Source organism: uncultured Marinobacter sp., from assembly GCF_947488835.1.
Lineage (GTDB): Bacteria > Pseudomonadota > Gammaproteobacteria > Pseudomonadales > Oleiphilaceae > Marinobacter.
The window spans coordinates 188,052-204,657 of sequence record NZ_CANLBK010000002.1 but is presented as its reverse complement, the minus strand read 5'-3'; the positions used below and the strand labels follow the sequence as shown (position 1 = coordinate 204,657).

Below are 16,606 nucleotides of genomic sequence, written 5' to 3'. Positions count from 1 at the left end.
AAAACTGGACTCCAGAATAGTCAAAATTACTCAATTCCACCCACACGCTTGAAGGATGGCAGACTGGTGAGGGATTTCCAGTGCATCCAGATCGCGAAAGCTTTGCCTACAATCAACTCATCGGGAACCGTGCCCCAGTATCGGCTATCGTTACTGTTATCGCGATTGTCACCCATCATGAAGTACTCACCTTCGGGGATTTTCCACTCACCCTCTCCAGCAGCACCCGAGCGCCCCATGGTCAAGAAAGTGTCATGCTCTACAGTACCCAGGTCTTCGCGGCGCACTTCTACCGGCGGCAGACGCACAACAAACTCGCTTTCTACTTTTTCGCCGTTGATAAACAACTGCTTGTTGCTATAACGCACCGTATCGCCAGGTAAGCCAATCACCCGCTTGATGTAGTTGGTTTTCCCGTCTTCCGGATAGCGGAACACCATCACATCGCCTCTTTCGGGCTCTCCTATGCTCAGTATCTTGGTTCCGGCTACGGGTAAGCGCAGACCATAGGCGTACTTGTTGACCAGAATAAAGTCGCCCACCTCCAGGGTTGGCAACATGGAACCCGAGGGTATTTGAAAGGGCTCAACCAAAAATGACCTGAGGATGAGCACCACCGCCAGCACCGGGAAAAACGAGCGACTGAGATCAACCAGGTATGGCTCTTTAGGAAGGTCTTCACCGTCACCATGGCCCACCGGGGATTCCGCAAGACGACGCTTACGCAAAAACAGTATGTCTGCCAGCCAGATCAACCCTGAGACCAGGGTCAAAACAACCAGAACCAGAGGAAAATCAATATCCATCAAGATGCCTTCTAATTATCGACTTTCAACACGGCAAGAAACGCTTCTTGAGGCACTTCAACATTACCTACCTGCTTCATGCGCTTTTTGCCTTCTTTCTGCTTCTGGAGCAGCTTTTTCTTTCGACTGACATCACCGCCGTAGCATTTTGCCGTTACGTTTTTGCGCAGTGCTTTCACGCTGACCCTGGACACCACCTGATTGCCAATGGCCGCCTGAATGGCTATATCGAACATCTGTCGGGGAATCAGCTCTTTCATTTTTTCAATGAGCTGTCGCCCTTTATAATGTGACTGATCTTTATGGACGATCAACGCCAGAGCATCTACGCGCTCTCCGTTTATCAGCACATCAAGACGCACAAGATTCGCCTGCTGGAAGCGTACAAAGTGATAATCCAGAGAGGCGAATCCCCGGCTCGCAGATTTGATTCGATCAAAGAAATCGAGCACCACTTCGGCCATCGGCAGCTCATAGGTCAGCTGCACCTGATTGGTCGTAAAGTGCATATTCTTCTGAACGCCCCGCTTTTCTTCACACAGGGCAATAACGTTACCCAAATGCTCTTGCGGCACCAGAATGTTGGCTTCAACAATAGGCTCGCGCATTTCCTCGATCGAGCCTGTATCCGGCAACTTGGAAGGGCTATCCACAGTCAGGGTCTCACCCTGCTTGGTCAACACTTCGTATATAACCGTCGGCGCGGTGGTGATCAGGTTAATGTCGTATTCACGTTCCAGCCGTTCCTGAATGATTTCCATGTGCAGCATGCCAAGGAAACCACAGCGGAAGCCGAAGCCCAAAGCATCAGAGCTTTCAGGCTCATAGAATAGTGACGCGTCATTCAGGGTGAGCTTTTCCAGGGCATCACGGAAATCGTTATAGTCATCCGCACTCACCGGGAACAGGCCAGCATATACCTGAGGCTGAACCTTCTTGAACCCCGGCAGCATTTGCGTTTCTTCAGCAAATTTATGGTGCACGATGGTATCGCCAACCGGCGCGCCGTGAATGTCCTTGATACCGGCGACCACAAAGCCAACCTCACCCGCTTCCAGTATGTTGGTATCGTGGGGTTTGGGTTTGAAAATCCCTACTTTGTCGGCATTCCAGGCTTTGCCCGTCGACTTGAGAACAATCTTGTCGCCTTTTTTCAGCACGCCCTGAGTAACCCGGACAAGAGAAACAACGCCCAGATAGTTGTCGAACCAGGAATCAATAATCAGCGCCTGCAAGGGCGCGGAACGATCGCCCTGGGGTGGTGGTATTTTCTTGATAAGGTCTTCAAGAACATCTTCAACGCCCATTCCACTCTTGGCCGAACAGCGCACCGCATCGGTTGCATCGATACCGATAATGTCTTCTATTTCCGCCGCAACCCGCTCCGGCTCAGCCTGAGGCAAGTCCATCTTGTTCAGAACCGGGACGACTTCCAAGCCCTGCTCGATGGCCGTATAGCAGTTAGCGACCGACTGGGCTTCAACGCCCTGCCCGGCATCTACAACCAGCAGCGCGCCTTCACAGGCATACAATGAGCGCGACACTTCGTAGGAAAAATCCACATGCCCTGGTGTGTCGATAAGGTTCAGTTTGTAGACCTCGCCATCACGGGCCGTGTAGTGCAGCGTAACGCTCTGGGCCTTGATGGTGATGCCCCGCTCCCGCTCCAGATCCATGGAGTCCAGTACTTGTTCGGCCATTTCCCTTTGGGTCAAACCGCCGCAAATCTGGATAAAGCGGTCAGCAAGGGTAGATTTGCCATGGTCAATGTGGGCAATAATGGAGAAGTTACGGATTCGGCTCAGTTCAGTCACAGACAATGAATACTCATAAAAAGACGAAGGATTGAGCCCGGAGAGGCCACTAACAGGATCCGGGACCGGCGTGATTTTACCGGTAACCGGCCGTCATTGCCATGATCAGGAAATAACCGGCCGTTCATACTGCCGAACAAGGAAGCCAATCAACGCATCCTCGTCCAGCGGATAACTGAACAGATTACCCTGACACTGGGTACACCCGGCAGATTTCAGGAAACTCAGCTGCTGCGGCGTTTCCACTCCTTCGGCAACCACAGTCAGGTGAAGTTTATGCGCAAGCGCAATGACCGCAGAGGCCACGTCGGTTGCACTTACATTGTACGGAATATCGCGAATAAAACGGTGATCTATTTTGATAACGTCAAGCGGTAACTGCTGCAGCGCAACCAGAGAGCAGGAACCCGCCCCAAAATCGTCCAGAATCAGACACACGCCAAGATCGTTGAGCGACACAAGAAGCTCACGCACCGTCCGCGAGTCCTCATTCAACAGCTCCACCGGCATTTCGAGCTCAAGCTTCTCGGGGGAGACGCCTGTCTCTGTAATCACCTGCCGAACCATATCCAGGAAGCGCGAATCCGTTACTTGCCTGACAGAAAGGTTAACCGCCATCTTCAGGTCTTCGAAGCCCGCACGTTCCAACGCCTGAACCTGAATACAGGCCTGACGCAGGGCCATCTCACCCAACCTCACAATCAGGCCGGTTTCCTCAGCCAGCCCGATAAACTGCTGCGCAGATACCAGACCTTTTTCCGGATGATGCCAGCGCAGGAAGGCCTCAACACCGATTACCCGCTCAGTAGCCAGATCTATCTTGGGCTGGTAGTGCAGAACGAACCGCTCTTCTTCCAGCGCACTCGCCAGCTCTTCCTGCTGCAACAAGCGGCGGGCAGCCTTGATATTCATTGCAGGAGTGAAGAACTGGTAGGTGTTCCTGCCCATTTCTTTGGCACGATACATCGCCAGATCGGCAAACTTCATCAGAGTCCCGGGGTCTTCGCTGTCATGGGGAATCATGGTGACGCCAATACTGACAGTAATTCCCACCTCATGGTCGTTCAGGCGAATCCGTTGGCACAACCTGCGCAGAATGGTTTCAGCAACCTTGCCGGCTGCCTCGGCGCCACTGATCTGCGACAACAACACCACAAATTCATCACCACCGAGCCTTGCTACAGAGTCCTCTTCTCGCACACAGCCCTCAAGCCAGGTTGCCACCTGGCTCAATAACTCATCACCCGCATCATGCCCAAGAGTGTCATTGATGCGTTTGAAACCATCGAGATCAAGGAACATCAGGGCAGCAGGCTCACCACTACGGCGGCTCCGATTCACCACGCTACTCAAGCGGTCACGAAATAACTGGCGATTCGCCAATCCGGTTAACGGGTCGTAGAACGCCAACCGGTGCAGCTCGGTCTGGGCGGCTTTCAACTGAGTGAGGTCACGGAGGCTGAGAACCACACCATCCACGCCAGGCACCGTCAGCATGGCAGTGTAGGTGCCTTCCATATCGCGCCAGTTGTGTTCTGCATCGTAGATACGCGCCCGGATAACCGGCATCTGCTTGCCCGGCGCCTGAACTGCGTCCTCAAACCCCTGTTTCAGCAGCGGCCAGTCGTCAGCATGAACAAGATTTTCCAGCGCCAACGCCTGTATTTCACCGGGGTTAAACCCGAGAATATCGAAGCTGGAGGGGCTGGCATAAAGAGGATTGCCCGTTTCGTCCATAACCAGGGTTACGTTGGCTGCTCCCTCGGTAATCGCTCGATAACGGCCTTCGCTGATTTGAGCCATAAGGCGGGAACGGATCAACACCAAACCCACGATGAACAGCAGCAGGCTTATCGCAATGCCACTACCAAGCACAATGCCCGGGCGCGGATCAGACGCCAGGTAATCGAATGCAGGAGTGGAGCGGGTCTGCAGAAGCCACTCCCGCCCACCATGGCTGACGGTCTGGCTCATCTCGAAACTGAACTGATCATCCAGAGAACCGAGGTTCGAGCCGTACATGAGGTTTTCGCGGACTGCCACAGCATTATCGTAGATACGAACATCTAGAAATGGCGATATAAGACCAACAATACCATCAAGAAGGTTGTTCATTCGGAAGGCGCTGAACACAAAACCCGCCAGCATCATGCGCCGCTCGGCCCGTATTTCAGGCACCTCCCCACCCTGATAAACCGGGTAATACATAAGGAAGCTGGCCTGCCCTTCCTCCAACTCTTCCTGTATCAGAACCACTTTGCCCGTTACGGTCGGAATGGCATTGTCGCGGGACTGCTCCATGGCCTTGCGGTGAACCGGGTCGCTGAAGGCATCGTAGCCAAGGGCTCGCCGGTTGCTTACCGTTCCAGGCTCCAGATACACCATGGGGTAGTAAAAAGGCCCGACTCCTAGCGGCTTCACCAAATAGTTGTGCACACCTTCTGCACGCACCGACGCAATGTGGTCCGCCATGTCACGCACTTCAATGCGCTCAACAAAGCCTATGCCCTGAATGCCGGGGTAATAACGATTTATATCTACATTGTGCACGTACTCTTGCCACTGATCGCGGGACACATTACCCGCGACAGCAAAGAGCCCAGCACTGCCGGCCAGAACCTGCTCGTAATTGATCAGGCGCTCTTCAATAGCCGTTTTTAGTTGCAGTGATTGGGTTCGGAACCTGGCCTCTGTGCGATCTTCAACCAAGCGGATAGAAAACTGCCAGGATACAAGGGTGACAGCAATCGCCACGACTAGAAGCAACCAGGCAAGCCAAGCGTTACGGAGTTTCAGAAGCTGCAGGAGGGGGAGAGCCTTTCTGTTCATCATAATCTGACCTGGTCCATTCCGTGGCCGCACTTATTATTAATGCTTGGCAGTATAACAAAAGCCCCCAAGCCTGTCGTTTTTTACATCAGGTCTGGAGGCTTTCAGTCACAGTATGCGACCGGTCAGATCAGTCAGGGTTTCATAACCAGATAAATTGCCCGCCCTTGGCGTACCACTCGAACAGAAACCGCACGTCCCTCCGGCAATGTTCTGACCACCTTGCGGAAATCCTCAACCGACGACACTGCCTTCCTGTTGATTTCAGTGATCACGTCCCGGGCGCGAATACCTGCATTGTAAGCCGGGCCTCTGCCAACGTCCGTTACAACAACGCCGCCCGACACACCTATAGAATCCGCCAGATCCGTTGGCAACGGCTCAACGGTTAGCCCCAGTGGCGCGGTCGTCGGATTGCTGTCGGAAGGCGCCGCCTGCTGCGCGCCACGCTCATCGGGCAGCTGACCGATTTCCACATTCAGAGTAATTTCCTTCCCACCGCGAAGAACCGTCAGACGTGCCGACTCTCCTACCGGAGTACGACCTACCATAGGCGGGAGGTCAGACGACAAATGAATGTCCTCTCCATCGTATTCAAGAACAATATCACCGGACTGCAAACCGCCAGCCTCGGCCGGTGAACCAGCCATCACCTCAGCAACCAGTGCGCCCCTTGGGCGCTTGAGGCCAAACGACTCGGCCAAATCACGATTCACTTCCTGAATCAACACACCCAGCCAGCCCCGGGAAACCACACCTTTATCGCGAATCTGGCGAAATACACTCATGGCATCATCAATAGGGATAGCAAACGAAACCCCCATAAAGCCACCCGAGCGCGTGTAGATTTGTGAGTTAATTCCGATAACTTCACCGTCCATGTTGAACAGCGGGCCACCGGAGTTACCCGGGTTAATGGCCACATCCGTCTGGATAAATGGCACATAGTTTTCTGACGGCAGTGAACGACCCAGAGCACTGACAATCCCAGCCGTGACCGTGTAGTCAAAGCCAAAGGGTGAGCCTATTGCAAACACCCACTCACCCACTTTGAGATCTTTGGATCGCCCCGTTTTTACGACGGGCAAGTCATCTCCATTCTCGATCTTCAACACCGCCATATCCGAGCGGGGGTCGGTGCCAACCAGTGTTGCTGGCAGCTCACGACGATCATTGAGTCGCACAATAATCTCATCAGCCCCTTCAACCACGTGATTATTGGTCAGCACGTATCCATCGGCAGACACGATAAACCCGGATCCCATAGAGCGACGCGGCTGCGAGCTGCCCGGTGCACCACCAAACGGAGATTGCGGGCTACGGAAGAACTCCTGAAAAAACTCGGGCAGTTGATCTAGCTGGCGCTCATCAAAAGGCATACCGTGAAAACGTGCATTGCCCGCTGCTGGAGCACTGGTGGTACTTATATTGACTACTGCGTCTGCATTTTCTTCAACCAGCTCAGTAAAATCTGGCAAGCTTCGTGCTGCGCCAGGCGCGCTCCAGACCACCAACACAAAGGCCAGTAGTATCATCAGCACAGAAGCCGGCATCCTCTGAGCGAGTGGTGCCGGGGAAAACCGGGTAACTGCTGGTGCATTTCTCAGCATATCAGGATCCCCTGTAAGTCATGTTAGCGAGTCTGTATGTGAAGCCGCTCCGGCCGGGATACGGTTTATCCGGAGCAACCTGGGTTCATAGCGACCGGCTTTCCGGTGCTGTAATTTACGGCTTGCATAAAAGCCGAATGCCAGGCCGGCCCCCGCGCCGACCATGGAAACAAAATCATTGCCACCGGACACCTGATGACCGGCCACACTGAGAACCACCATAAGCAGTAGCGGAAGCGCATAAACCAGCATCGAGGCACCCAGGAGCGCATCTTCATCAATACCGAGCGTCACGTCCTGGCCAACACAGGCATTCACAGAATTCACAACCCGAACCTGATTGGCACGCCCGCCAGTCGCTGAAGCCAGTAACTTCTGCCCACACCCGTTACGTGCCGAACAGCTTTGGCAGGCACTGATGCGAATGGTCTGAACCCAGGCGTGCTGACCTGAAACAGCAACCACTTTGCCAGTCTCAGTAATCACGGCTTTGTTACACCCAGCACAAACGTCTCATCAATCCGCACTGACTCTGCAACCTGGCGCGCAGAGGCCGGGGGCAACTCACCGACCACAGTCACTAAAAACATCTTGTTACCACTTTCCAACTGGCGCATATAAACGGTTGTTGCTCCGATACGCGAAGCCCCTGTCGGCATACTGATCCTGCCGGCAGGTTCAACAAAGACCGAGAATGCGGCCAACCCATCCGAAAATGCAACTGCCTGCCCCTTGCCGGACCCTGGTGCAGCAGCCGGCTCAAATCCTTCCGGCCGCCAGCCCAAGTGCCACCCATGCATGCGAGGTACTTTTGAGGCACTTCCCTCCGGGCTTGGGCCTCCGAGAGTGCGGGAGATCTCTCGACCTTTGGAGCGGATCTCAAACTCGCTGTCCGAAATATCTTCAGTAATCTCCAGGCTGGTAAACTGGAAGTGCTCCAACACTTCCCCTTTAGACGTGCGCACGTGACTTTTTACCAGAAGTCCCGTCGTTTTTTCCAGCCAAAGGCTGTGGCTGTACCTGTGCTGATCGTTTGCCGTCAACGCGACAGTAACCACCTCATAACCCGCTACGCGATCCTCGCCTTTCAGCTCGGCAGTATACCAGCGGTTTACGGGGATCAGTTGGTTTGTAAAGGCTTCAGCAAAGGGGCCGGAGGGTATGATCTGATCCAGCTGCACTTTGCCCTGCTCCGGGAGCACACAGACCACGTTCATATCCCGGCGCACAATCTCGCCAGTACCGCCGTCCTGCAAAACCAGCCGCTCCTCAACAATGCCATTGTGATAGCGGTGGGCAATCTGCATTGAATGAACGTTGGCACCCCGGGCATACACAAACACACCCCGGTAAGAGGTCATATTAAGGGCCGGCCCTAGCTGTTCAAGCCAGTCAGCTGCCGTTTTATCGCCTGCAAATGTGTACACCGGCATGATCGCAAATATAAACGCGAGGAAGCTTCGCACGGTAAGATCAGTCAAACTCTGGCCAAAATAACGGGCTTTGCTCATGGATACCTTCATCACTTGCTATCAATAGCCGCCGCTTGCGCTGACAAGGCGGGCATAGCCCACCGAGCCTTGCCCTGCACCCACACTATTGTGTTGCGCATGTTCCAACAGATAGCGGCTCATGTGCTCCCACTGCTTCTCATCGAGCCCCTGTAAAGCAACCTCCTGAACCGGCCCGGCATTGGTAGACGATTCATTTTCAGACGCTGCCGTTGCAGCTGCAGACGCCAACGTACCGGGAGCAACCGCATCGGACTCCCAGCCTGTGCCCGCACCAAAGCCAACCAGCAAAGCTGCCGCAACCATGGCCACTGCTGCCGGCCATTGCCAGATTCTCTGCGACTCGCGCTGCCGCGCTTCGACAGGCCTTTGCGGCCTGGCTCGCCCATCGAGCACCTCACGTACTGCGGCACTGACATCAACGCCTTCCACCGGTGAGCTGCCCCGGTGCATCAGATCATGCACACCTTGCCACCGCTGCCACTGGGCGCAAACATCGGCTTGATTTTCATGGGACAACAGACGCCGAACCGACAATTCATCGGCTTCATCGTCCATCATGGCCGACAGCGTTTCTCTGAGACGATCATCCATAGGATGCACCTTCAATTACGTCACCGAATGATTAAGCAAAGGCCCCAGATGCTTGTCAACAGCATCCCTGGCCCGAAAAATACGCGAGCGCACAGTTCCGATAGGGCACTCCAGAATCCGTGCTATATCTTCATAACTAAGACCGTCATACTCCCGCAACAGGAATGCTGATCGCAGTTCCTCTGGAAGATTGGCTATGGCGTTACTCAGCTCTTTCTGTAACTGCTCTCGCTGAAGCAGACGTTCGGGCGAGGCAATGTCTCGTAGCCGCCGCCCATCATCAAAGTTCTCGGCCTCCGCTGAATCAGCACTGCCCTGGGGCCTTCGACTACGGGATTCAAGATGGTTTTTCGCGGTGTTCACCGCAATACGATACAGCCAGGTATAAAAGGCGCTGTCCCCGCGGAAGCGGTCAATGGCACGGTATGCCTTGATGAACGCCTCTTGGGTAAGATCCATGATCTCTTGGCTGTCATATACATATCGGCTGATAATAGATGCCACCCTTGACTGGTATTTAACAACCAGCAAGTCAAAGGCTCCACGATCCCCGCCCCGAACTTTGCGAACAAGTTGCAGATCGGTCTGGCGGTCTGACTGCTCAGCCTTTTTTTGATCATTTGGGGCCATGGTCGATGTGCCGGTAGTCTCGGCGGTACTCTCCGGTTTCATGGCCAGTATTTCGGCCGATACGAGTTTCTGGTGATTCATACGCTCTATCCGGCGCCCGTTTCAAGAAAGGACAACCCGACCTGTAAGGCCTGTTATCCGTTAGGCCAAATAGACAGCAAGCGTAAAGTTTAGTTCAATAGACGTACACATTATGGCCTGCGAAAACTAACCGATGCCACAATCTCATGAATATGACGTTCTTATTATTGGCAGCGGTGCCGCCGGTCTGACCGTGGCGCTTAACCTGCCAGCACACCTGAAGATTTGCGTCGTCAGCAAAGCCGGCATTAGCAGCGGGGCCACACTCTGGGCTCAGGGCGGCATAGCTGCCGTTCTAGACGACCAGGACTGCACCGAAAATCATGTGCAGGATACCCTCGCAGCCGGCGGAGGTCTCTGTAACGAAGAAGCCGTACGATTTACAGTAGAGCACAGCAAAGAAAGTATTGATTGGCTTATCAGTACAGGGGTTGATTTTACCCGAAACACGGACGCGCAGCTCCACCTGACGCGCGAAGGGGGGCACAGCCACAGGCGTATTATCCACGCCGCCGATGCCACCGGGCACGCTGTATCCACAACCTTGACCGCGCAAGCCCAGGCTCGACCCAACATTGAGCTGAAATCGGGACGTGTTGCTGTAGATCTGATCACCAACCGCAAGTTGGCCCTACCCGGCAACCGTTGTGTTGGTGCCTACATACTGAATCTTGAAGACAACCATGTGGAACTGTTCCGGGCCCGTTTCACCGTGATTGCAACCGGCGGCGCGTCCAAGGCGTACCGATACACCACCAACCCTGACGGTGCCTCCGGGGACGGCATTGCCATGGCCTGGCGGGCGGGCTGTCGCGTGGCTAATATGGAATTTAATCAGTTCCACCCGACCTGCCTGTACCATCCTCACGCCAAATCATTCCTGATTACTGAAGCGGTAAGAGGCGAAGGTGGATTGCTGAAGTTGCCTGATGGCTCCCGTTTTATGGATCGCTTCGACAAACGCGGAGAGCTGGCGCCCCGGGATATAGTGGCCCGCGCCATCGACCATGAAATGAAGCGTCTGGGTGCCGACCATCTGTACCTGGACATTAGCCACAAATCTGACGATTTCATTCGGCATCACTTTCCTACTATCTACGAGAAATGCCTGGAATTTGGCATCGACATTACTCGCGAACCAATCCCGGTGGTGCCTGCAGCGCACTACACCTGTGGCGGCATTGTCAGTGATGAGCGGGCAAGAACCGATATCAATCAACTGTATGTAGTGGGTGAGGCCGGGTTTACCGGGCTTCATGGCGCCAATCGCATGGCCAGCAACTCATTACTTGAATGCCTGGTGTATGGCCGGGCTGCTGCGGCCGATATTGCACGCCGGGAAGCAGACATTCCGCCCCCGCCGGAAGCTCCGGCATGGGACGAAAGCCAGGTGCGGGATTCCGACGAAGATGTTGTAATCTCCCACAACTGGGATGAGCTACGACACTTTATGTGGGACTACGTGGGCATAGTGAGAACAACCAAACGCCTGCAAAGAGCCAAACACCGGGCCGACCTTTTGTCCGCAGAGATCAGCGAGTTTTACAGCAACTATCGGGTAACCAACGATCTTCTGGAATTGCGAAACCTGGTAACCATTTCGGATCTGATCATCTGTTCGGCCCTTCAGCGCAAAGAAAGCCGAGGCCTGCACTACACATTGGATTACCCGGGACTACTGCCAGAAGCCCGTGATACCGTGCTTATACCAACCACTTACAGAACCCCTTCGCCATAAGGGGGATGACCAAGAGATTAAATATGCAAGACACCCGAAGTACATCTGACAGCCCGGAGTTCAAACGCTTATGGTGGCACAGCCGCCGCGGCATGCTGGAGTTGGATGTCCTGCTGCTTCCCTTTCTGGAAGAGGCTTACCTGGGCCTTGATGAAGAGGATCAGAAGCGCTACGAGAAGCTCCTGACGTGTGAAGACACCGATATGTTCGAGTGGTTCATGCAGCGCAGCCGCCCAGACGACGCAGATCTGCAGCGCATCGTTGACATCATTCTCTCCCGTGTCCAGCCGGATTGACCTGACGCTGTCACCGAGTGTTGCGGCTGGTTGCCTGGCCGCCATCCCTTGGCTGGTAGCCAGCGCGCTCGTACTGATTGCCGCTGCTGCCGGCAAAAGCTGGTTGTACGCGCTAGCACCACTGACCCTCGCGGGCGCTGTACTCCAGTACCGCCTCAATGGCCTGTTAATAGGGCCTTCTGCGGTTCTTGGGCTGTACCTGGAAAACAACACGCTCTACGCGCGACTCGGCAGCGGGCAAGCCGAAGCCGTCAGTGCCTGCCGCTCAAGCCGTCTGAGCGCCAAGCTGGCGCTCTTGAAACTGCAGCCCGTCGCCTCCAAATCTTCTTCATATCCGGTTGTGATACTCTCGGGCCAACGGATTGCCGGTAACCTGCCCGAAGAGCAATTTCGTCGCCTGAGATTGTGGCTCAGACTGGGCCGCACTCAACAATCCTTTGACTAGCATTCTGCCCGGAGTTTTTCCATGACTGGTACAGAAACACCTGTTTCAGCCACGCCTGTTTATGCTTGCGCCGAGCGCCCACTGCCAGAGTCGGGCCACATACAGCTGACCAACCGAGTTCTGGTTCGCATCTCCGGCCCAGGCACTGACAAGTTCCTGCAGGGCCAGTTAAGCCAGAACCTTGGTGACGTCAAAGCAGGTGCATCACCGCGCGCTGCAGGTGCCACGCCCAAGGGCCGGGCATACTGCCTGACTCGACTGGTACGCGATGGTGACGATGTGCTCATGGACCTGCCTTCCGAGCTGGCAGAAGCAACCATGGCTCACCTGCGCAAATACATGATGCTGTTCCGTGGAACCACCATGACCGAGCACACCGACGGTAGAATCACCGGGCTGCTGGGCACTGATGCCGCCTCACGCCTTGCAGGCGGCCAGCTGAACCGCCTGGAAGCTGCTGGGGACACCCTTGCACTGGATTGCGGGTTGCTGATTCGCACAGAAAGCACAGCAGACGGGGTATCTCGTTATGAATTGTGGCAAGCCAGCGCAAGTGATGTAGATCTGGGCAACATCCCTGAGAAGACCCTTTCTGACTGGCAAGCTTCGGAAGTTGCTGCAGGCGTGCCTATGCTGAACACAGTTTCCAGCGACGCCTATGTGCCGCAAATGCTGAATTGGCAGCATCTGGGCGGTGTGCATTTCAAGAAAGGCTGCTACACCGGTCAGGAAATTATCGCCAGAATGCATTTTCTCGGACAACTTAAAAAAAGCCTGTTTCGCTTCCGTATTGCGCAGGCCAGCTCGCTACCCGTGCCGGGAACCTCAATCATGGCGGGCGAGCGATCAGTTGGAGAAATCGTCAACGCAGTGGGCTTTACTGACGGCTCTTGCGAACTGCTTGCCGTTATTCGGCACGACGCAGCCAACAGCGAACTCTTGGCAGAAGGCCTGCCACAAGCGGTTCTGGAGCAAAGACCGCTGCCTTATTCCGTTACCGAGCGCGAGGGAATTGAACCAAAGGATACATAAGTTGACAGGCAAGACTGTCAGAATTTGCTATAAATAGGGTTTAAACTTCTGGCCTTCAGGTTGCCCGCCCTACAAGGTAACGGGCGATCTGAACTGACAAGCGGATCCATACGAAACCATGTCGAACATTGCTGAAACCATCAAAGCGGATCTTATAACCGCGATCGAAGAAGACAAGCTCTTGCTCCCAACACTGCCGGAAGCTGCGCTTCAGGTGAGGGAAATTGCCGAGTCCGAAGACTCTGCCATCGCAGATCTGGTAAAGGTCATCAGCAACGACACCGCCCTCTCTGCCCGCATCATTCGCGTCTGTAACAGCCCTCTGTTCCGGGGCAATCGTGCTATAGAGAACCTGAACATGGCTGTGAGCCGCCTCGGCATGGCTTACACAAGCAGCTTGGCCATGGGCCTGGCAATGCAGCAGATGTTCCAGGCAACCTCAGAGATGATCGACAAGCGCTTGCGCGCAACCTGGCAAGCGAGCACCGAAGTAGCCGGCATTTGCCATGTGCTTGCCCAGCACTACACAAAACTGAAACCGGACCAGGCTACCTTGGCCGGGCTAGTTCACCTGATTGGTGTACTACCCATTTTGCGCTATGTGGAAGATGAGGACATACAAATCAGTGGCGCCATGCTCGACAGCGTTATTGAAGAATTGCACCCCAGAATCGGCGCAGCCATTCTGAAAAAGTGGGACTTCCCGACAGATCTGGTGAATGTTCCTCTGGAATTCGCCAAATTCCAGAGAGAAGTACCTGCAGCCGACTACGCCGACCTGGTTATGATCGCCAACTTGCAGCTGATCTCAGGGTCGGAGCATCCTTGGGCACAGATGGACTGGACAGCCATTTCAGCGTTTGACCGCTTGGGTCTGGACCCGAACATCGACATGAGCGAAGAAGAAGACCTTAACGCTCAGATGGAAGCGGCGATGGCTTTGCTTCAATAATCGGCATCCAAGTCTGCTTTCGAAGGTAGCGCCCAACATACTGGCGCACGCCCTTGCTCCCGGAGCCAGTCATTGGCCCGGGAGAAATGTTTGCAACCAAAGAACCCACGGTACGAACTGAGCGGTGACGGGTGCGGCCCTTCGAGCACAAGATGCCGGCTGCGATCAATGTGCCGCCCCTTCTTTCGGGCATAACTGCCCCAAAGCAGAAATACCACGCCTTCGAATTCACGATTTACCGTTTCAATCACCCGGTCGGTAAACGTCTCCCAACCTTTCCCCTGATGGGCGCCAGCCTGCCCCTGCACAACCGTAAGTACGCTGTTGAGCAATAACACACCTTGCTCTGCCCAGGGCTGAAGGCAGCCGTGATCTGGCGGCTCAATGCCGAGATCCGTCTGAATTTCCTTGAATATATTCACCAGAGAAGGCGGCGTGCGAACCCCCGGCCTTACAGAAAACGATAAGCCGTGGGCCTGACCGGGGCCGTGGTAGGGGTCTTGCCCGAGAATCACAACACGCACCTGTTCCAGCGGCGTGCTGTTAAGAGCATTAAAGCAGTCTTTGCTGTCCGGGAAGAGAACCTTTCCGGCGCTTTCTTCTTCGGCGAGAAATTCCGCCAGCGCCTGCATGTAGGGCTGGCGAAATTCGCCTGAGAGATGTTCTTTCCAGCCCCCGTCGGGCCTGAGCGTGTTTGCCAGTGCCTCGACCGGGAGCATGGTTATTCCTCGTCTTTCGAGCTCTCGGCCTTGTGCTCAGGGCGCATGGCCGGGAACAGGATAACATCGCGAATGGACGGCGAGTTGGTCAGCAGCATGGCCAAGCGATCGATACCGATCCCCTCGCCCGCTGTTGGCGGCAGCCCGTACTCCAATGCCATCACGTAATCTTCGTCGTAGAACATAGCTTCGTCGTCGCCGGCATCCTTCTCGGCAACCTGCGCCCTGAAGCGTTCAGCCTGGTCTTCCGCGTCGTTAAGCTCGGAGAAGCCATTGGCAATCTCACGGCCACCCACAAAGAACTCGAAGCGTTCGGTCACAAACGGATTGCTGTCCTTGCTGCGTGCCAGCGGTGACACTTCCTTCGGGTACTCGGTGATAAACGTTGGCTGCATCAGGCGGTGCTCTGCCGTTGCCTCAAAAATTTCGATTTGAACCCTGCCAAGGCCCCAACCAGATTTCACATGAATACCCAGATCTTTTGCCACCTGGCGAGCAGACGCCTCATCTGCCAACTGCTCGGCCGTTACATCCGGAGCGTAGCGCAAGATTGCATCCACAACAGTCAGGCGCTCAAAGGACTTACCAAAATCGTATTCGATACGCTCTTCAGTTCCATCGGCCAGCATGCGTGTATTCACGACTGTGGTGCTACCCAACACATTCTGCGCGATCGTGCGCAGCATGTCCTCGGTAAGATCCATCAAATCGTTGTAATCGGCATAGGCCTGATAGAACTCAACCATCGTAAATTCGGGGTTATGGCGAGTTGAAAGCCCCTCGTTCCGGAAGTTCCGATTGATCTCGAATACCCGCTCAAAGCCACCCACAACCAGCCGCTTGAGGTACAGTTCCGGCGCAATGCGCAAGTACATATCCATACCCAACGCGTTGTGATGGGTAACGAAAGGCCGTGCCGTTGCGCCACCTGGAATCACCTGCAGCATAGGTGTTTCAACTTCAATGAAATCCCGGTCTGCGAAAAACTGGCGCATGGAAGTGATGATCTTTGAACGCGCAAGGAACACCCGACGGCTGTCCTCGTTCACCATCAAATCCACATAACGGTGGCGGTAGCGCGACTCAGTATCGGTCAGGCCTTTATGTTTCTCCGGCAATGGGCGCAGAGACTTGGTGAGCAACACATACTCATCCATAGCCACATAAAGATCGCCCTTACCTGACTTGCACAGGGTACCCCGCACACCAACTATGTCCCCGAGGTCCCAATGCTTGGTGTCTTTCTGCACATCCTTGGTGGCATAGATCTGGATACGACCCGTCACGTCCTGAACCACCTTGAATGCCTTGCGATCCAGCATCATGCGGCCTGCAATGGCAACCTTGATGCCCAGAGATTCAAGCTCTTCCTTACCATGCTCACCGTATTTAGCCTGCAGTTCAGCAGCAGTGGCATCACGACGAAAGTCGTTAGGGAACGGATTGCCATTTTCACGAAGCTCGGCCAGCTTGGCGCGACGCTCGGCAATCAGCTTGTTGTCCTCTGGGGGGGCATTCTTGGCGTGTTCAGTCATGTTGGCTCACTAGA

Annotated in this window: 15 protein-coding genes; 5 read left to right on the top strand and 10 right to left on the bottom strand. The window is 54.7% G+C overall.

The annotated features are described in order from the left end of the window. Positions 1-26: 26 nt before the first annotated feature. The 8 genes from lepB to rpoE form a co-directional block, all read right to left on the bottom strand. The gene (gene lepB, locus Q0824_RS09920; protein ID WP_298449932.1) at positions 27-806 is read right to left on the bottom strand and encodes a signal peptidase I; all 780 of its coding nucleotides are present in this window, start codon (positions 804-806) and stop codon (positions 27-29) included. 11 nt (positions 807-817) lie between these two features. Further along, positions 818-2,620 carry a translation elongation factor 4 gene (gene lepA / locus Q0824_RS09915; protein ID WP_298449931.1) on the bottom strand — a complete coding sequence of 601 codons (1,803 nt, stop codon included), beginning with the start codon at positions 2,618-2,620 and terminating at the stop codon, positions 818-820. A 105-nt stretch (positions 2,621-2,725) separates the two neighbouring features. Then, the gene (locus Q0824_RS09910; protein WP_298449929.1) at positions 2,726-5,452 is read right to left on the bottom strand and encodes an EAL domain-containing protein; all 2,727 of its coding nucleotides are present in this window, start codon (positions 5,450-5,452) and stop codon (positions 2,726-2,728) included. A 131-nt stretch (positions 5,453-5,583) separates the two neighbouring features. Further along, the gene (locus Q0824_RS09905) at positions 5,584-7,002 is read right to left on the bottom strand and encodes a DegQ family serine endoprotease (RefSeq protein ID WP_298450503.1); all 1,419 of its coding nucleotides are present in this window, start codon (positions 7,000-7,002) and stop codon (positions 5,584-5,586) included. A gap of 75 nt (positions 7,003-7,077) precedes the next feature. After that, on the bottom strand, positions 7,078-7,545 hold the full coding sequence (locus tag Q0824_RS09900; RefSeq protein ID WP_298449927.1) for a SoxR reducing system RseC family protein: 468 nt from the start codon (positions 7,543-7,545) through the stop codon (positions 7,078-7,080). Beyond that, complete coding sequence (locus tag Q0824_RS09895) at positions 7,542-8,492, bottom strand: MucB/RseB C-terminal domain-containing protein (protein ID WP_298450501.1); 951 nt, start codon at positions 8,490-8,492, stop codon at positions 7,542-7,544. Before Q0824_RS09895 ends, Q0824_RS09900 begins: the two co-directional genes overlap by 4 nt. 99 nt (positions 8,493-8,591) lie before the next feature. Next, on the bottom strand, positions 8,592-9,164 hold the full coding sequence (locus tag Q0824_RS09890) for a sigma-E factor negative regulatory protein (protein ID WP_298449925.1): 573 nt from the start codon (positions 9,162-9,164) through the stop codon (positions 8,592-8,594). Between the two features lie 15 nt (positions 9,165-9,179). Beyond that, a complete protein-coding gene (rpoE, locus tag Q0824_RS09885) occupies positions 9,180-9,875 on the bottom strand; it encodes an RNA polymerase sigma factor RpoE (RefSeq protein WP_298449923.1) in 696 nt (231 codons plus the stop codon). Positions 9,876-10,008: 133 nt separating this feature from the next. On the opposite strand from rpoE, the gene nadB reads away from it, so the two are divergent. The 5 genes from nadB (at position 10,009) to Q0824_RS09860 (ending at position 14,338) form a co-directional block, all read left to right on the top strand. Further along, entirely contained in the window at positions 10,009-11,613 is a 1,605-nt protein-coding gene (nadB, locus tag Q0824_RS09880) for an L-aspartate oxidase (protein WP_298449921.1), read from the top strand. 23 nt (positions 11,614-11,636) lie between these two features. Further along, a complete protein-coding gene (locus tag Q0824_RS09875) occupies positions 11,637-11,909 on the top strand; it encodes a succinate dehydrogenase assembly factor 2 (protein ID WP_298449919.1) in 273 nt (90 codons plus the stop codon). Continuing rightward, a complete protein-coding gene (locus Q0824_RS09870; RefSeq protein WP_298449917.1) occupies positions 11,875-12,354 on the top strand; it encodes a hypothetical protein in 480 nt (159 codons plus the stop codon). Before Q0824_RS09875 ends, Q0824_RS09870 begins: the two co-directional genes overlap by 35 nt. Before the next feature lie 21 nt (positions 12,355-12,375). Further along, entirely contained in the window at positions 12,376-13,386 is a 1,011-nt protein-coding gene (locus Q0824_RS09865; protein WP_298449915.1) for a folate-binding protein, read from the top strand. A 118-nt stretch (positions 13,387-13,504) separates the two neighbouring features. Continuing rightward, positions 13,505-14,338, top strand: a complete 834-nt coding sequence (locus Q0824_RS09860; protein ID WP_298449913.1) for an HDOD domain-containing protein — start codon at positions 13,505-13,507, stop codon at positions 14,336-14,338. On the opposite strand, the gene ung is transcribed toward Q0824_RS09860, so the two are convergent. Beyond that, a complete protein-coding gene (gene ung / locus Q0824_RS09855; RefSeq protein WP_298449911.1) occupies positions 14,332-15,057 on the bottom strand; it encodes a uracil-DNA glycosylase in 726 nt (241 codons plus the stop codon). The genes Q0824_RS09860 and ung overlap by 7 nt on opposite strands. Before the next feature lie 2 nt (positions 15,058-15,059). Next, entirely contained in the window at positions 15,060-16,592 is a 1,533-nt protein-coding gene (gene lysS, locus Q0824_RS09850; protein ID WP_298449909.1) for a lysine--tRNA ligase, read from the bottom strand. Between the last annotated feature and the right edge of the window lie 14 nt (positions 16,593-16,606).